Origin of the sequence: Pseudomonas sp. NY15356 (assembly GCF_048068175.1) — a bacterium.
Taxonomy (GTDB): Bacteria; Pseudomonadota; Gammaproteobacteria; order Pseudomonadales; family Pseudomonadaceae; genus Aquipseudomonas; species Aquipseudomonas putida_K.
Genome location: NZ_JBLUPW010000002.1, coordinates 248927 through 262546, shown reverse-complemented (window position 1 = coordinate 262546; position 13620 = coordinate 248927). Strand labels below are relative to the sequence as shown.

14 protein-coding genes, 2 rRNA genes and 1 pseudogene are annotated in these 13620 nt (G+C 55.1%); 10 read left to right on the top strand and 7 right to left on the bottom strand.

Going from position 1 to position 13620, the window contains the following annotated elements; all coding sequences use genetic code 11:
* A 23S ribosomal RNA gene (locus tag ACNFCI_RS03825) occupies window positions 1-90 on the top strand; the annotation flags it as partial.
* A gap of 126 nt (window positions 91-216) precedes the next feature.
* Window positions 217-332 (top strand): 5S ribosomal RNA (gene rrf, locus ACNFCI_RS03820).
* Window positions 333-437: 105 nt separating this feature from the next.
* Here the strand turns inward: rrf and ACNFCI_RS03815 are convergent.
* Window positions 438-1301, bottom strand: coding sequence for a universal stress protein (locus tag ACNFCI_RS03815; RefSeq protein ID WP_084859211.1), 864 nt, complete (start codon window positions 1299-1301; stop codon window positions 438-440).
* Window positions 1302-1456: 155 nt separating this feature from the next.
* On the opposite strand from ACNFCI_RS03815, the gene ACNFCI_RS03810 reads away from it, so the two are divergent.
* Window positions 1457-2074, top strand: coding sequence for a tRNA-(ms[2]io[6]A)-hydroxylase (locus ACNFCI_RS03810; RefSeq protein ID WP_084859210.1), 618 nt, complete (start codon window positions 1457-1459; stop codon window positions 2072-2074).
* 22 nt (window positions 2075-2096) lie between these two features.
* On the opposite strand, the gene ACNFCI_RS03805 is transcribed toward ACNFCI_RS03810, so the two are convergent.
* A complete protein-coding gene (locus ACNFCI_RS03805) occupies window positions 2097-2417 on the bottom strand; it encodes a DUF883 family protein (protein ID WP_416767455.1) in 321 nt (106 codons plus the stop codon).
* A gap of 127 nt (window positions 2418-2544) precedes the next feature.
* Between ACNFCI_RS03805 and ACNFCI_RS03800 the strand changes: the two genes are divergently transcribed.
* On the top strand, window positions 2545-2808 hold the full coding sequence (locus ACNFCI_RS03800) for a hypothetical protein (protein WP_324813124.1): 264 nt from the start codon (window positions 2545-2547) through the stop codon (window positions 2806-2808).
* A gap of 4 nt (window positions 2809-2812) precedes the next feature.
* Here ACNFCI_RS03800 and ACNFCI_RS03795 read toward each other — a convergent pair whose 3' ends face one another.
* Window positions 2813-3289: an LEA type 2 family protein gene (locus ACNFCI_RS03795; protein ID WP_084859205.1), complete on the bottom strand. Its 477-nt coding sequence runs from the start codon at window positions 3287-3289 to the stop codon at window positions 2813-2815.
* A 215-nt stretch (window positions 3290-3504) separates the two neighbouring features.
* Between ACNFCI_RS03795 and ACNFCI_RS03790 the strand changes: the two genes are divergently transcribed.
* From ACNFCI_RS03790 to ACNFCI_RS03775, 4 genes are all read left to right on the top strand, one after another.
* Complete coding sequence (locus ACNFCI_RS03790; protein WP_416767453.1) at window positions 3505-3825, top strand: hypothetical protein; 321 nt, start codon at window positions 3505-3507, stop codon at window positions 3823-3825.
* Between the two features lie 24 nt (window positions 3826-3849).
* Complete coding sequence (locus ACNFCI_RS03785; RefSeq protein ID WP_416767452.1) at window positions 3850-4998, top strand: PQQ-dependent sugar dehydrogenase; 1149 nt, start codon at window positions 3850-3852, stop codon at window positions 4996-4998.
* 88 nt (window positions 4999-5086) lie between these two features.
* On the top strand, window positions 5087-6193 hold the full coding sequence (gene zapE / locus ACNFCI_RS03780; protein ID WP_416767450.1) for a cell division protein ZapE: 1107 nt from the start codon (window positions 5087-5089) through the stop codon (window positions 6191-6193).
* 11 nt (window positions 6194-6204) lie between these two features.
* A complete protein-coding gene (locus ACNFCI_RS03775; protein WP_084859198.1) occupies window positions 6205-6789 on the top strand; it encodes a DinB family protein in 585 nt (194 codons plus the stop codon).
* 78 nt (window positions 6790-6867) lie between these two features.
* Here ACNFCI_RS03775 and ACNFCI_RS03770 read toward each other — a convergent pair.
* Window positions 6868-7134 (bottom strand): annotated as a pseudogene (locus ACNFCI_RS03770) (alpha/beta fold hydrolase); the annotation flags it as partial.
* Window positions 7135-7199: 65 nt separating this feature from the next.
* On the opposite strand from ACNFCI_RS03770, the gene ACNFCI_RS03765 reads away from it, so the two are divergent.
* Both ACNFCI_RS03765 and ACNFCI_RS03760 read left to right on the top strand, forming a co-directional pair.
* Window positions 7200-8777: a recombinase family protein gene (locus tag ACNFCI_RS03765; RefSeq protein WP_416767448.1), complete on the top strand. Its 1578-nt coding sequence runs from the start codon at window positions 7200-7202 to the stop codon at window positions 8775-8777.
* Window positions 8778-8835: 58 nt separating this feature from the next.
* On the top strand, window positions 8836-9198 hold the full coding sequence (locus ACNFCI_RS03760) for a Rap1a/Tai family immunity protein (RefSeq protein ID WP_416767446.1): 363 nt from the start codon (window positions 8836-8838) through the stop codon (window positions 9196-9198).
* Between the two features lie 432 nt (window positions 9199-9630).
* Here the strand turns inward: ACNFCI_RS03760 and ACNFCI_RS03755 are convergent, their stop codons facing one another.
* The 3 genes from ACNFCI_RS03755 to ACNFCI_RS03745 all read right to left on the bottom strand — a co-directional run bounded on the left by ACNFCI_RS03755 (window position 9631) and on the right by ACNFCI_RS03745 (window position 13287).
* A complete protein-coding gene (locus tag ACNFCI_RS03755) occupies window positions 9631-10005 on the bottom strand; it encodes a hypothetical protein (RefSeq protein ID WP_416767445.1) in 375 nt (124 codons plus the stop codon).
* A gap of 206 nt (window positions 10006-10211) precedes the next feature.
* Window positions 10212-10784, bottom strand: coding sequence for a recombinase family protein (locus ACNFCI_RS03750; protein ID WP_416767444.1), 573 nt, complete (start codon window positions 10782-10784; stop codon window positions 10212-10214).
* Between the two features lie 1267 nt (window positions 10785-12051).
* Entirely contained in the window at window positions 12052-13287 is a 1236-nt protein-coding gene (locus ACNFCI_RS03745) for a hypothetical protein (RefSeq protein ID WP_416767443.1), read from the bottom strand.
* Window positions 13288-13620 lie beyond the last annotated feature (333 nt).

Here is a 13620-nt window from a genome sequence, read left to right as displayed (position 1 = left end):
CGTCGAAGACTACGACGTTGATAGGTCGGGTGTGTAAGCGCTGTGAGGCGTTGAGCTAACCGATACTAATTGCCCGTGAGGCTTGACCATATAACACCCAAGCAATTTGCTTTGCGAATTGCGGTGGTGAAGACGAACGAACCGAAAGTTTGCATCACAAATTCACATATCCGAATTGGCTGGCATGTCCATCTGGACGTTCTGGCAACAGAATTTCTTGACGACCATAGAGCATTGGAACCACCTGATCCCATCCCGAACTCAGCAGTGAAACGATGCATCGCCGATGGTAGTGTGGGGCTTCCCCATGTGAGAGTAGGTCATCGTCAAGATTCATTTCGCAAAACCCCTATCTGCGTGAGCAGGTAGGGGTTTTGTCTTTCCGCTTCCCGAACTGTGGGAGCGTCAGGACGACAGACCGGGCACAGCGAATGATTTCAACTGCGCGCCAATTCCGCCAGGTGCGCTACAGCCTCTTCACTCTTGAGTACCAGTACATCCCCTTCGAGCGAATCGAGCACCACCTCGGAAGTATTGCCGATCAAGGCGCCTGAAATGCCAGTGCGGGCTACGGTACCTATTACCGTGACCACGGCATCGAGCTGCTTCTCCGTATAAGGAATCAATACATCCGCTGGCCCTTCGGCGATATGCAGATGGTCGTCGGGAACATCGAATTCCGCCTGAAAAGCCTTGCACGCTTCCCGGTAGCGTTGCTCGATGGTTTCCGAAAGCTGGTAGATCGGGTCGGATGCGGCGAGCATGGGAGAAGGGTGGGCGCTGATGACGTGCAATTGCCCCTTGGCCAACCCTGCTATGGCGTAGCCGTGGTCAATGATGCTGGCGTGCAGGCGGCGATGGTCTTCATCATTGTTGCCTACATCGACTGCCGCCAAGATCGCGCCGCCTGTCCATGGGCGCTCGCTCTTGACCATCAGTACCGCACACGGGCATTGACGCAGCAGCTTCCAGTCGCTGGGCGTGAGCAGTGCCTTGCGCAAGGGGTTGTCCGGGCGATGTTCTTTGATGACCAGCTCGCAGCCCTCGGCTTGCTGCACGTCGATGATGGACTCATGCAAGCTGTCATGCCAGGCCTGCTCATGGGTGACGTTATCGTACCCATCATCGTGCAGTTGGCTGCTGAGCAGGCTGAGCAAGGCGCTGTGGTTCTGTCGCTTGTCGCACATCAGCAGGTGCAGGCGTGCACCGGTGACGCCGGAAATGAGTTTGGCCCGGGCGAGGGCGCGACTATGGGCATGCTCGGGATCAAGGACGACGAGAATACTGCGGACGGCTTGCATGGGCGTGAGCTCCCTTGGTAAGTGACGGCCAGTGCCTGACTATAGTCGGCGTTGCGCGCAGTGCCGCTTGATGTGTATCAAGCATAGTCGCTGGCGATTACCGTCACCCCCGGTATAATCGCCGATCCTGCCGTTGGCCTGTAGTTTATGAGCTTATGTCCCTGATTCCCGAAATCGACGCCTTCCTCGGCTGCCCGACTCCTGACGCCTGGATCGAAGCGGCGCTCGCCGACCAGGAAACCCTGTTGATCGATCACAAGAACTGTGAATTCAAGGCTGCCAGCACGGCTTTGAGTCTGATTGCCAAGTACAACACGCACATTGACCTGATCAACATGATGTCGCGTCTGGCCCGCGAAGAGCTGGTCCATCACGAGCAGGTGCTGCGCTTGATGAAGCGCCGTGGTGTGCCGCTGCGGCCGGTTTCGGCAGGGCGCTACGCCTCTGGGTTGCGGCGCCTGGTACGGGCACACGAGCCGGTCAAGCTGGTCGATACCCTGGTGGTTGGCGCCTTCATCGAGGCCCGTAGCTGCGAACGTTTCGCGGCCCTGGTGCCGCATCTGGACGAAGAACTGGGGACGTTCTATCACGGCCTGCTCAAAAGCGAGGCGCGTCATTACCAAGGCTACCTGAAGTTGGCTCACCAATATGGTGACGAAGCGGACATCGCACGTGTGGTGGAGCAGGTGCGCGAGGCAGAAGCGCAGTTGATCCTCTCTGCCGACCAAGAACTGCGTTTCCACAGTGGCGTGCCTATGGCGCGAGCGGCCTGAACGCAATAGCGTCGCATGGCGATCAGCGACGCTGCCCCAACAATAGCCCAATGACCAGCCCTAGGCCTGCGGAAATCGCCACCGTCTGCCAGGGATGGTCGCCTATATAATCTTCAGCGGCTGCTACTGCAGGTTGCGCCTTGCTCCGCAGTCTGTTCACGGCCCGGTTCGCCTGGCGCAGCTTCAGGTTGACCTGGGCACGCAGCGTGTCGGCTTCATCGCCTACCAGGGCTGCGCTGTCATTCAGCAACCGCTCCGACTCTTCGATCAAGGCCTGCAACTCACTGAACACCTGGTCCTTGATTTGTTCGTTGTCTGTTTGCGGGGCGCTTTTCCTGGCCATGAACACGTCCTCATTCGCTGATTGTCAGGGCAATGGATACCTGTGCCCCTGGAAAGTTGCGTCGGCGTACCGGTTGCTCGCCAGTACAGTGTAAGATAACGACCATTTTCAAGCGGCAGGTAATACCATGAGTTTCAATCTGGCCAATAGAAGCTTCGAGGAACGGGCACAGATCGAGGCGGAAAAGGCTCGGCTATTCGATTATTGGCAGAACAACCTCGGCAAGGCCAAGGGCGAGGCCGCCCGGCTCATCGGCGAGAAACCCCGGCGCAAGAGCAAATGGGCCGAGTGGGTCCGCGCCGAGCTCGATGGCATGTCGCCTCCCGAATTCGTCAGCCTGGTGCGCAGCGAAGTCAACAAGATGATGGCTGCCGCCAGCAGTAACCGCTGATCGATCAGCGAACCAGGCTGCCCTCGGGCAGGTCGAGTGTGCCTTCGTCGGTAAAGCGCACAGTGCCCAGCGGGCCGCCAGCCATCTTGCCGCGCAGTACATAGGGCAGGCCCTGCAGTGAATCCAGCCGGCTCAGGCCATAGGCTTGGCGCAACACGGCAAAGGCAGTGATGCTCACCGGCACCACCACCACCGCCTCGCCATAACGCCCAATGTGCCCTGTCTGGTCACTGACGCCAGCTGCCAGGGGCTGGTCGTTGACCTCAAGATTCAATGCGATGCCATTGAAGTCGACCGGCTTCTCGTTCGGGTTCTGCACGCGGATCTTTACCGCCATGCGCATTTCCAGCTCTTGGGACGGGAGTGGCTCGATGCCGACCACGCTGATGTTCAACGGGTCCCTGGGCTGAAACAGCGCGCAGGCGTTGAGCGTACAGGCAAGCAGGATAGTCAGCCAGAAACGGCTTGGTCGCAAGCTCATGGCATGTGCCTTGTATCCAGGTCGAAACTGCAGTGTGGCAAAACCACGCGAACGTTGAAAGCACCGAGGCATGATTCAGCGCTGCGCAGCGGGCCCCACGAGCCATACTGAAATATCAGGAATCATCTCTACCGGCATTCGCTCTTTCGCCGCGAACCTGTCACGTCTTAGGCTATCCAATGTTTGGGCGCGCCTTTTCGCAAAGGAGGTGAAGCATGCATTCGACACTGCCGCTCCTGGCCATCGGGCTGATGCTGAGCCTGCCGCTGCCAGCTGCGCCCTTGCCGCAACCGCTGTTCATCGCCAGCGACAGAAACAACCCCTACAACAGCCCGATCCAACGCGCCAACCCCAACAGCCGCCAGGGCAGCATGCCTGCGGCGCCGCCGATCCGTGGGCCTTCGACGCAACCCAACCCGCGGCCGCCAACCCTGGATAACCGCGGCATCGGCAATGGCGAAAACCTGCGCCGCGAGCAGCGCGTGCCCAACCTGGAACCCGCCCGGCCACCACGGGATAGCCAACGCCTGCCCTGAGCCGCCACCTGGAAGGACCCGAGCATGAAGTCACGCACCTGGTTTACCGCCTTGGCCATTTCAGCCCTGATGCCGCTGTTGGCACAGGCCGCCTCCGAACGCCAATTGCCCAGCGAGGAAGGCCAGCTGACCGTCAGTACTGTAGCCGATGGTCTACATCATCCCTGGGCCTTGGCCTTCCTACCCGAAGGCAAGGGCATGCTGGTCACTGAGCGGCCCGGCAACCTGCGCGTGGTCAGCCCGGACGGCAAGGTCGGTCCGGCCTTGAGCGGCGTACCCAAGGTCTGGGCCGAAGGGCAGGGTGGTCTGTTGGATGTCGCACTGTCACCAGAGTTCGCCAAGGATCGCACGGTCTACCTGTCGTTTGCCGAGCAGGGCGCCGATGGCAAGGGCGGTACTGCGGTCGGCCGCGGCCAACTGTCCCAGGACCTGGCCCGCCTTGAGAATTTCACTGTGATCTTCCGTCAGCAGCCCAAGCTTTCCGATGGCATCCACTTTGGTTCGCGGCTGGTATTCGATCATGGCGGCTACCTGTTCGTCGCCTTGGGGGAGAACAACCAGCGCGCCACCGCCCAGGACCTGGACAAACTGCAGGGCAAGATCGTACGGATTCTGCCGGATGGCGAAGTGCCGAAGGACAACCCCTTCGTTGGCCAGGCCAATGTGCGGCCAGAAATCTGGTCCTACGGCCATCGCAACCAGCAGGGCGCCGCCCTCAACCCCTGGACCGGCCAGCTATGGACCCATGAACACGGCCCCCGAGGGGGTGACGAAATCAACATCCCGCAACCGGGCGAGAACTATGGCTGGCCGATCGCCACCCACGGAATCAACTATTCGTTGCTGCCGATTCCTGAGGCCAAGGGCAAGCATGCGGAGGGCACCCAGCCTCCGCACCATGTATGGGAAAAATCACCGGGCATCAGCGGCATGGCCTTCTATGACAGCCCGACCTTCAAAGCCTGGGACCATAACCTGTTCATAGGTGCGCTGGTATCCCGCGAACTGATCCGCTTGCAGCTCGACGGCGACAAGGTGGTTCACCAGGAGCGCCTGCTCGGGGAGTTGGAGGCACGCATCCGTGACGTGCGTGTAGGGCCGGATGGCTACCTGTATCTATTGACCGACGCCGAAGATGGCGCGTTACTCAAAGTCGGCTTGAACGGACACTGACAAGCCACCGGCCCTGGATGCTGTAAATCGGCTGCCCATAAGGCTGCGGCGCCGGGTACCATGGCGCTTTTGCCCAGGGGCATCCTGCATGTCACTCGACCCGCAAACCCTCTACCGTCAGGCACTGGACGAGGATGGATTCGTCCCCGATGCCGCCCAGGCCCTGGCAGTTGGCGAGCTTCAAGCCTGCTTCGAGGCACTGCGCCAGGGCCGGCCCACCCAGGGGGTCTATCTCTGGGGCCCGGTCGGGCGTGGCAAGACCTGGCTGATGGACCAGTTCCATCGAGCCCTGCAAATACCGGCGCGGCGCCAGCATTTCCACCATTTCATGGCCTGGGTGCATCAACGGCTGTTCCAGCTCAACGGCACTGCCGACCCGTTGCAGGCGTTGGCCCGGGCATTGGCGCAAGAGATCCGCGTGTTGTGCTTCGATGAGCTGTTCGTCAGCGATATTGGCGACGCGATCATCTTGGGCCGTCTGTTCCAGACACTGTTCGACCAGGGCGTGGTGGTCGTGGCGACGTCCAACCAGCCTCCCGAGCAGCTCTACCGCGACGGCTTCAACCGCGAGCGCTTCCTGCCGGCCATCGCTGCCATCGAGCGGCATATGCGCGTCCTGCCCGTGGCCGGTGAACAGGACCATCGCCTGCACCCCGGTGCGTCGCACCAGCGCTACTGGGTGGCCGAACCGGGGCGACCCAGTGCTCTGCCTGCGATGTTTCACCAACTGAGCCAAGGCGATGCCGGCACCGAGGCGCCGCTGTCGATCGGTGCCCGTCAAGTCAACGTGGTACGACGCAGCGACGCCGCTATATGGTGTCGCTTCAGCGACCTGTGCGAGCAACCCCTGGCAGCCGTGGAGTTCATGGCCTTGTGCGACCTGTTTCCGGCAATCCTGGTCGAAGGTATCCCGGCGCTCGGGGGGCAGCAGCAGGCTGGGCGTATCGCCCGCGGCACCGAGGATGGCGCCGAGCGAGTGGTTGCCGGGGACCGCGAACTGCCGACCCTGGCTCCCAAGGACGACAGTGTGCGGCGCTTCATCGCCCTGGTCGACGAATGCTACGACCGCCGGGTCGCCCTGTACCTGGAAGCCGAAGTACCGCTCGAAGCACTCTACACTCAAGGGTATCTGGCGTTCCCGTTCCAGCGAACCCTGAGCCGGCTACGGGAGATGCAACTGCAACGCTTCGTCTGAAGGAGCCGACCATGGAGCCGCTGTCGCATCATCTGCTGACCCAGGCCTACAACAATGGCTGGGCCAACCATCGCCTGTACAAGGCGTGCCTGCAACTGACCCACGACGAGTTCGTCGCTCCCCGTTGCAGCTTCTTCCCTTCGATCAAGGCCACGCTCAACCATCTGTTGACGGTGGACTGGTTCTACCTGCATGCGCTGGAATGCGAGCAGCGCGGCGAAGCGCCAGGCCCCGACGGTGAGCGCTTTTTCGAGCCCGAGCAACCCTTTGCCACCTGCACCGACCTGCTCGCCGAGCAGGCCCAGGCCGATCATCGACTCATCGCCTATTGCCGGTCGCTGCAGGACGACCAGTTGCAGCGTTACGTGAGCATCGTGCGCCCGGATCGCTTGCAGCGCGAGTCCCGTCTGCGCCTGCTGGCGCACCTGTTCGAACACCAGATCCATCATCGGGGCCAGGTGCATGCGATGCTCAGCGATACCTCCGTGCATCCGCCGCAACTGGATGAGTTCTTCTGCGAAGAAGAGGCTAGCTTGCGGGCCGATGACTTTGCCGAGCTTGGTTGGAGCGAGGCGTTGATCTGGGGTGGGAGCTGAAGGCGCAGGTACGTACCCTTGGCGGCCAATCGCGGGGCAAGCCCACACAGGTATAGCGGCGTCTGCCCGCGACCGGGCCTAGCGCTCCAGCCAATCGACCAACGCCTTGTGGAAGCGCGCCGGTTCCTCTATCTGTGGCGCATGCCCCAGGCCTTCGAATGTCACCAGTTCCCCTTGAGGTATCAACCCGGCCACCTTCGGCCCCAGCGCCTTGTACTTGCCCAGCCGGGCCTTTACCTCGGGCGAGGCGATATCGCTGCCGATGGCCGTGGTGTCCTGGTCGCCGATCAATAGCAGGGTTGGCATCTGCAGGTCCTTGAATTCGTAGTACACCGGCTGGGTGAAGGACGCGGCAGTGTGTAGATTTATGGTAAACTGCCTGTAACCCCCGTAGATTCAGGCCCTAGCCCATGAACCAAGCGTTTTCCTACATCAGATTCTCATCTGGCAAGCAGCATAAAGGCAGCAGCAAAGAGCGGCAGGAAGCGATGGTAGACAGCTGGCTTGAGGAATACCCCCAGTACACCCGTAACCCGCTGACGTTCGAAGACCTTGGTATCTCTGGACGTGACGGGAAGCACTTGAAAAACGGATTCGGCAAGCTGCTTGAGGGTGTAGAGAAAGGCGCTATTGGGGACGGTGACGTTGTTCTTGTTGAGGCAATAGACAGAACAGGGCGCCTAGAACCTGCTCAGATGATCCACATCCTGACAGGAATCATTCTGAAAGGGGTGTCTATTGTCACTCTCGATGATCGTCAGTGGTATTCAAAAGAGACGATGAAGGGCGGGAGCGTCCACATCCTAGCAGGCAAGATTCAAGCAGCGTTCAACTATTCGGAATCCCTGAGCTTAAGAATGAAGGCCAGCTATGCTACAAGGAACAAGCTAGCCAAAGAGAAGGGAGAAACGCCCAAGCGGTATACACCAGTTTGGCTTACATCGGATGGCAAGATGATTAAAGAGATTGCACCATTCGTAAAGCAAGCGTTTGAAGATTACGCATCTGGATTGGGCGAACGCCGTATTTATGAAAGGATTCTGGAAGCTGGTGGTAACAAATATGAATGCCTTGTCAGGATGGCGCCCAGCACGGTTAAACGTTGGATGAAGAACAGAACGGCTATTGGGGAATGGCAGGGCATACCCAATGTATACCCGCCTGTGGTGGAGCCTGAGTTGTTTTACCGCGTTCAAAAGAAACTAGAAGAGAAGAACGTGCCCAGGGCTGCACCGACTAAACACAAGTATACAGGCCTTGTTGTCTGCGGAGAGTGCGGGAAGAACTTCAACACCAAGGCTTACGGTAAACGGAAAAACGGTGTGACGCCACCACCTGTTATGGAATGTTCGTCCCGTGCCAGACGTGGGGCTACAGGTTGCAGTAATAGTAAGGGTATTCCATATGCTGTGATATCCATGGCTGTGCAATTGTCATGCTGGAAACATGTAAACGATGCACTGGCTGGACAATATCTAACAGAAAGCCAGAAACGTGAAGTTGAGATTGATGGACAGATTTCTGAAATTGAGTTGAAGATTGCACGTCTGGTGCCGAGACTTGCAGAGCTGGATGATATCGATGAGGTGGCCGACCTTCTACGTGATCTGAAAGCAGAGAGGAAAGCACTCCAGAACGAAAAAGCATCGTTGAAGCATGAGGATGCTACTATCAAGGAAAGAGTTTTTAACTCTCTTGATCTTATGGCGGACCCAATTAAGGCTAATGCCCTTTTACAGTCAGTGGGTTACAAGGTGATTTGTAACTATGACGGTACGATTCAGACACCTGTTGGAGTATTTTCTTACCAAGGATGGGCACGTAAAGATGACACACACAAGGTTGTCAATCCTGATGGCGTGTTGTTGAGGATTCCTGTGCATCGTGATGGTGAGGGTGGAAATGCAAATAAGGTGGTGAGGGAACCGGTTAAGATTAATCTTAATGGAATTGCCAATGCCAAGATCAGAATTCCAAAGGAGCAGTGAGAGTAGGGTGTGTGTTGCTTGCGTTCTAAAATAAATAACAAAAAGGATGAGACGCACCATGAAATCAAAAGTGATAGCGATTGTATTAGCTGGAGTGGTGGCTGGTAGCTGCACAGTAAGTGCGGCGGGGCATGATGGAAATGAATTGTTGCGTAATTGTAAGGAGTTTATTAAGGATGGCAGTTTTGATGCGCTTCTGGCCGGGGAGTGTACTGGCCTTATTCGAGGGGTTGCTAGTACGGTTTATTTCTATTCCGGGGATCTTAAGAACGATGAAAAATTCTGCATGCCCGATGATGTAACGAATGGTCAGGTGGCACGTATAGTAATCAAGTATTTAGAAGATAATCCAAAGATACTGAATAGGCCTGATATGGCACTTGTATGGGAGGCACTCATAGATGCTTACCCTTGCACATGAGCACGACTGGTGAGAACACAGGCCTGTAAGCTAGAATTTGAAATCTTCACAAAAAGTTTGTGAAATCACATCCCCCGCGCCGCCAGAATGGGGCACTTGTTGGAATCTATGGATTTCTAGACAGAAATATAATTCTTGGGGTGCCTCTTTCCAAAACTGGGGTTTGTTCGAGAGTTATTTAACCCATCGCACACTGGCAAATTAGAAGTGTTACTAATTATAAAGTAAGACTGGGCAGAGGCTGTGCTTGGCATTGCTTATTAGAATGCGAGAGAGGGCCGTAGAATGGCGTTAGAGGATGGGGTAATAGGAATGTATTGGGGAGAGGCTTGCTCTTCTGTAAACGCTTGCTAGAGGCTTTAGAAGGGCATTGTTGTAAATGTTGTTTCTATAGACAGAACAAAGCCCCGCATAGGCAGGGCTTGAATATTCTTACGCTGTTAGTTCTTCCAACTCCTTTTCAGCGGCTGCAAGCTCCTGTTGCATTCGCTCAATGTCTGCTTTCAGCTTGTCAACCTTGGACAGAAGACTGTCCTTGTAAGCATCTTGAAGCTTGGCAATCTGAGCCTTAATGGCCTCTGGGGTGGTGGGGACTGCCGTAGGGGCGGCAGTAGGCTTGCTGGCTGTGGTGGCCTTCTTTGTAGTGGGTTTGCCAACTTTTTTCAGCCAACCAGCTAGTGTCTGATAAGAAGGCTTGTAGTCACGCTTTTTGCAGAATTCGGTGATTGGCTCGTCAGAAGCCTCGAACGCTTCAATGATGGCGTAAATCTGATCGTTGGTGTAGCCCTTGCTTTTGAAATCTATCATACCCGCTCCTATCTGCGATGTGTTGGAGTGGATTCTACAATCATGCGGGGAGAAAATGCTAGAAGATTTTTGCGAGAAATTCAGATGACAGCTGACGCTGGCCTTCTCGCACCTGGGAAATCCGTCAGGGTAAATATAGCTCTAGCCCACAGAAGACGCGGGCTAGGGGCGAATCCGTCTCAATAGAACGTCTCCTACAGCCGCTCTCAGGCTGCCTTGTTCCAATGACGTTTGACAGTAGCCAAGCTGATGGCCAGCTTCTCGGCGGTTTGGCTCTGGCTCAGGCCGTCAGTCTTGCATTCCTGCACAGCCTTGGTGGTGTCTACAGCCTCGGGGCGTCCTAGCTTCTTACCTTGTTCCTTTGCACGGTTGATGCCTGCATGGGTGCGTTCGATCAGGAGGTCACGTTCGAACTCAGCGACAGCGCTCAGCACTTGCATTGTCATCTTGCCTGCTGCACTGGTGAGGTCTACGCCACCGAGGGCGAGACAATGCACACGGATACCAGTGCTGGACAGCTTCTCTACAGTTTGACGTACATCCATTGCATTACGTCCAAGGCGGTCAAGCTTGGTGACGATCAGAACATCGCCTGATTCCATACGATCTAACAGCTTCTGGAAGCCTTCACGTTCGCTTGCCTGAGTGGACCCACTGACTGTTTCAGTGATGACGCGTTGGGCCTGTACATCGAAACCAGCTGTTCGGATTTCTAGAATCTGGTTGTCCGTGGTTTGGTCAGTTGTGGAAACACGGCAGTAGGCGAAAGTGCGGCTCATGGTTCTGGCTCTGGTGTCATCAAGTGTGGTGTCAGTATACGTCTGGTGTCATCAATTCACAAGCACACTTGTTGAAACCAGATTTGGCCATCGTGGACTGGTGTCATAAGACGGTCGTTTGTTGAACCCCTCGTTTGTTGAGCACAAGCAATACGCACCTGAGAAATAGTGTCATTAGGATTCTATTCGCATTTGGATGATAGGGGGAGAAAATTGTTGACAATGTGGCTTGCACGTGATATGGCGTGCTGTCCGGGTCGCTTTGACGAACGAGAATGCTAAGTTTTTGAGAATTTGTGAAATAGAAACCGTTTTGCTAGGCAGTCTGCACTCGGTAGCCAAGGTGCCAAGTGTCACAATGCTGGAAAACAAAATATTCACACAGGGCTGTAAGGCTTGAATTCTGGGGCTTACCCGCGCCTTACGGCTGCCTGGAGAAAGGATTGCACTGGAATGCGTCAGCATGCGTCTGTGCGTCAGTGTGCGTCAGCCTGACCAGAACTAGGGGTATTGGCTGGGTTTCGGCTAGGTTTTTTGGTTATTTTCTGTACAGGCAAGGGCGCCAAGATGCAGCCTAACGGCTCTAGCACGGGCTTTCCCATTTGTGTCGCACTCTTATATAGGAGCGAAGGCAGGGGTGTCAGGCTGTGCTCTCGCACAGAGAGAGGGATTTCCCAAAGGGTGTAATATTGTGAACGTACGTTCAAAGGATGCTCCACTTCAAGTGGAAAAGAATAAAAACAATAACAAGAAGAACGTGTCGTACCGACACTGCCGTTCTTGAAGAAGAGACACTGTGTCGTAACCGACACGGGGAGTTACTCTTGAAGTGGGGATAACATTTGTCCTACGGACAGGGAAGAGCAAGAGCAGAAGCTTGATTTGTGTAATTGTTATTTTTATTAAAAGAAATCCTGAAAGAGCATCGTTGCTGACGTACCGTCAGAAGCCGCAATTCCAGTGGGAGCGTAGGAGACGAAGTCTCCTATATAAATAGCATCTTTGTCAAGGAGTATTTTGATTATTTTATTGGAATACATTCAGCATCCTGCTGGACTGTGCGTAACATCGGCTGTTGGCCGGGAGGTGTAACATTGTGAACGACGTTCACGGGGTGTTACCGGGTAAATCCGTCACTTGAAATGTGGCCCAAGGCCACGGAATACAAGGCGTGTGGGCGAATCGGTCTCAATAAAACCTCTTCTACTTGGCGCTGTGCAACTTTCTTCTAGGCGAAGAAATGCCCGCCATGAAGACGGGCAGAATATTAGAATGGCGGGGCTTCCACTTCGTTGCCCCAAGGATCGAATACGGGCATTGGTGCAAAGGTGGTGTCTGGGACGGTTGCACGGGAAGTTGTGTCTAGAGGTGCCCTGACAAGGGATGCCTTGAAGGATGCCAGCGATGTGACAGTAACTTTGCTGGCGTGATCTTGAAGGAAGTAGCGTTGAGTTTCAGGGATGCTGACGATGTGTTGCTTACCTGGGGCGTAACTGACAATGAAGTGCTGGGTGTTCTCGCCAATCACCATTTCCAGCGTATCGGCCATTACCGCAATCGACTTTCCATGCAGCACGTCAAACAGCATTTGCTCATGATGCTTGGAAAACAGACTGTAATCGCTGCCTTGGGTCGCCAGAGCCTCTTCCAATGCGTATGCGTAGATTCCAAGCTCTGGGCGGTAGGCAGATAGTCTGTAGAGTTCGTGAGTCATAACGTCGGCTGGATGAGCTGCAACACAGGAAACGTAATCGCCTGCCTCTTCGCCTTTCATGGCTGCCTTGACATATTGGAGTTCCCGAGTTTTCAAGTCATGAACTTTTTCCAAGTCTGGTAGGGCTGCACGATGAAATTCATCAGATGGATTGTAGTTATCGATAATCCATTCAGTAATTTGGCTACGTTGCGTAGGCTTGATCTTGCAAAGCTTAACGACTTCCTGCACCAAGTCTTTCCCAAGGTATTTAATAACCTTTTCAACAACAGAGGACGGCTTGTCGAATGCTTTGTTGACGGAATGTTTGGGATCGATTGTAAAGCGGCTGATCGATTTCCCGAATCCGAAATACTTTACTCCGTGGGCACGATTGAGTGATTTCGGGGCTGATACTAGGTTTTCGGCGTGCAATAGGCCAAGCTGGGAAGTGCCATTTACTGGGGAAATATGGGAGAGTTCGTAAGCAGATGCGTCACCATACCCGTTCCACTTCATATTGTTCTTGTAAACTTCGTGAAGCTCGCACAGGGACTCTACTGTATGGTCACGCAAGATTTCAATTGTGCCCGCACGTAGGCATTCGCCAGCGATGTAGTAGAAGAATGCAGACTTCAGTGCTTTTACAAGCGGGTCAACTCTCTTGCTCTTATTGCGGGTAGTGGCTCCGCACTTGTTGGAGCAATACTTGGCTGTAGCTACGCTGGTGGTGAATCGCTTCTTACAGTTCTTGCAAACTGGACGGCGAGTCTTAGCGGTTTGTTTCTTGGGTTGTGTTACTTTGGTCATTGCTAGCTCCTTGAAGGTCGGCTTTATAAATTAGATTGCAGGCATGGCAGCACACTGGCTGAAACTTCCTGCGGGTGAACTCTTTACTGCATACTCGGCAGGTGAGAACTCTCAGGCTACCGGCACGTTTATTTTGAACAGGCATAATGCTCTCCATGTTGGTGAGTTGTTATAAGGGATGGCCCTGGATGGCCATGGGAGGCCCTGTGAGGCGTTTTTAGAATATATGTATGGGGTAGTGTTCTGGCGAACACAAATACGCTGTAATCGCTCTGTAGGAGCTTACAGGGTATGTTTATATTCTGGGGATGCCCTAATAAGGAGAATGAAGAG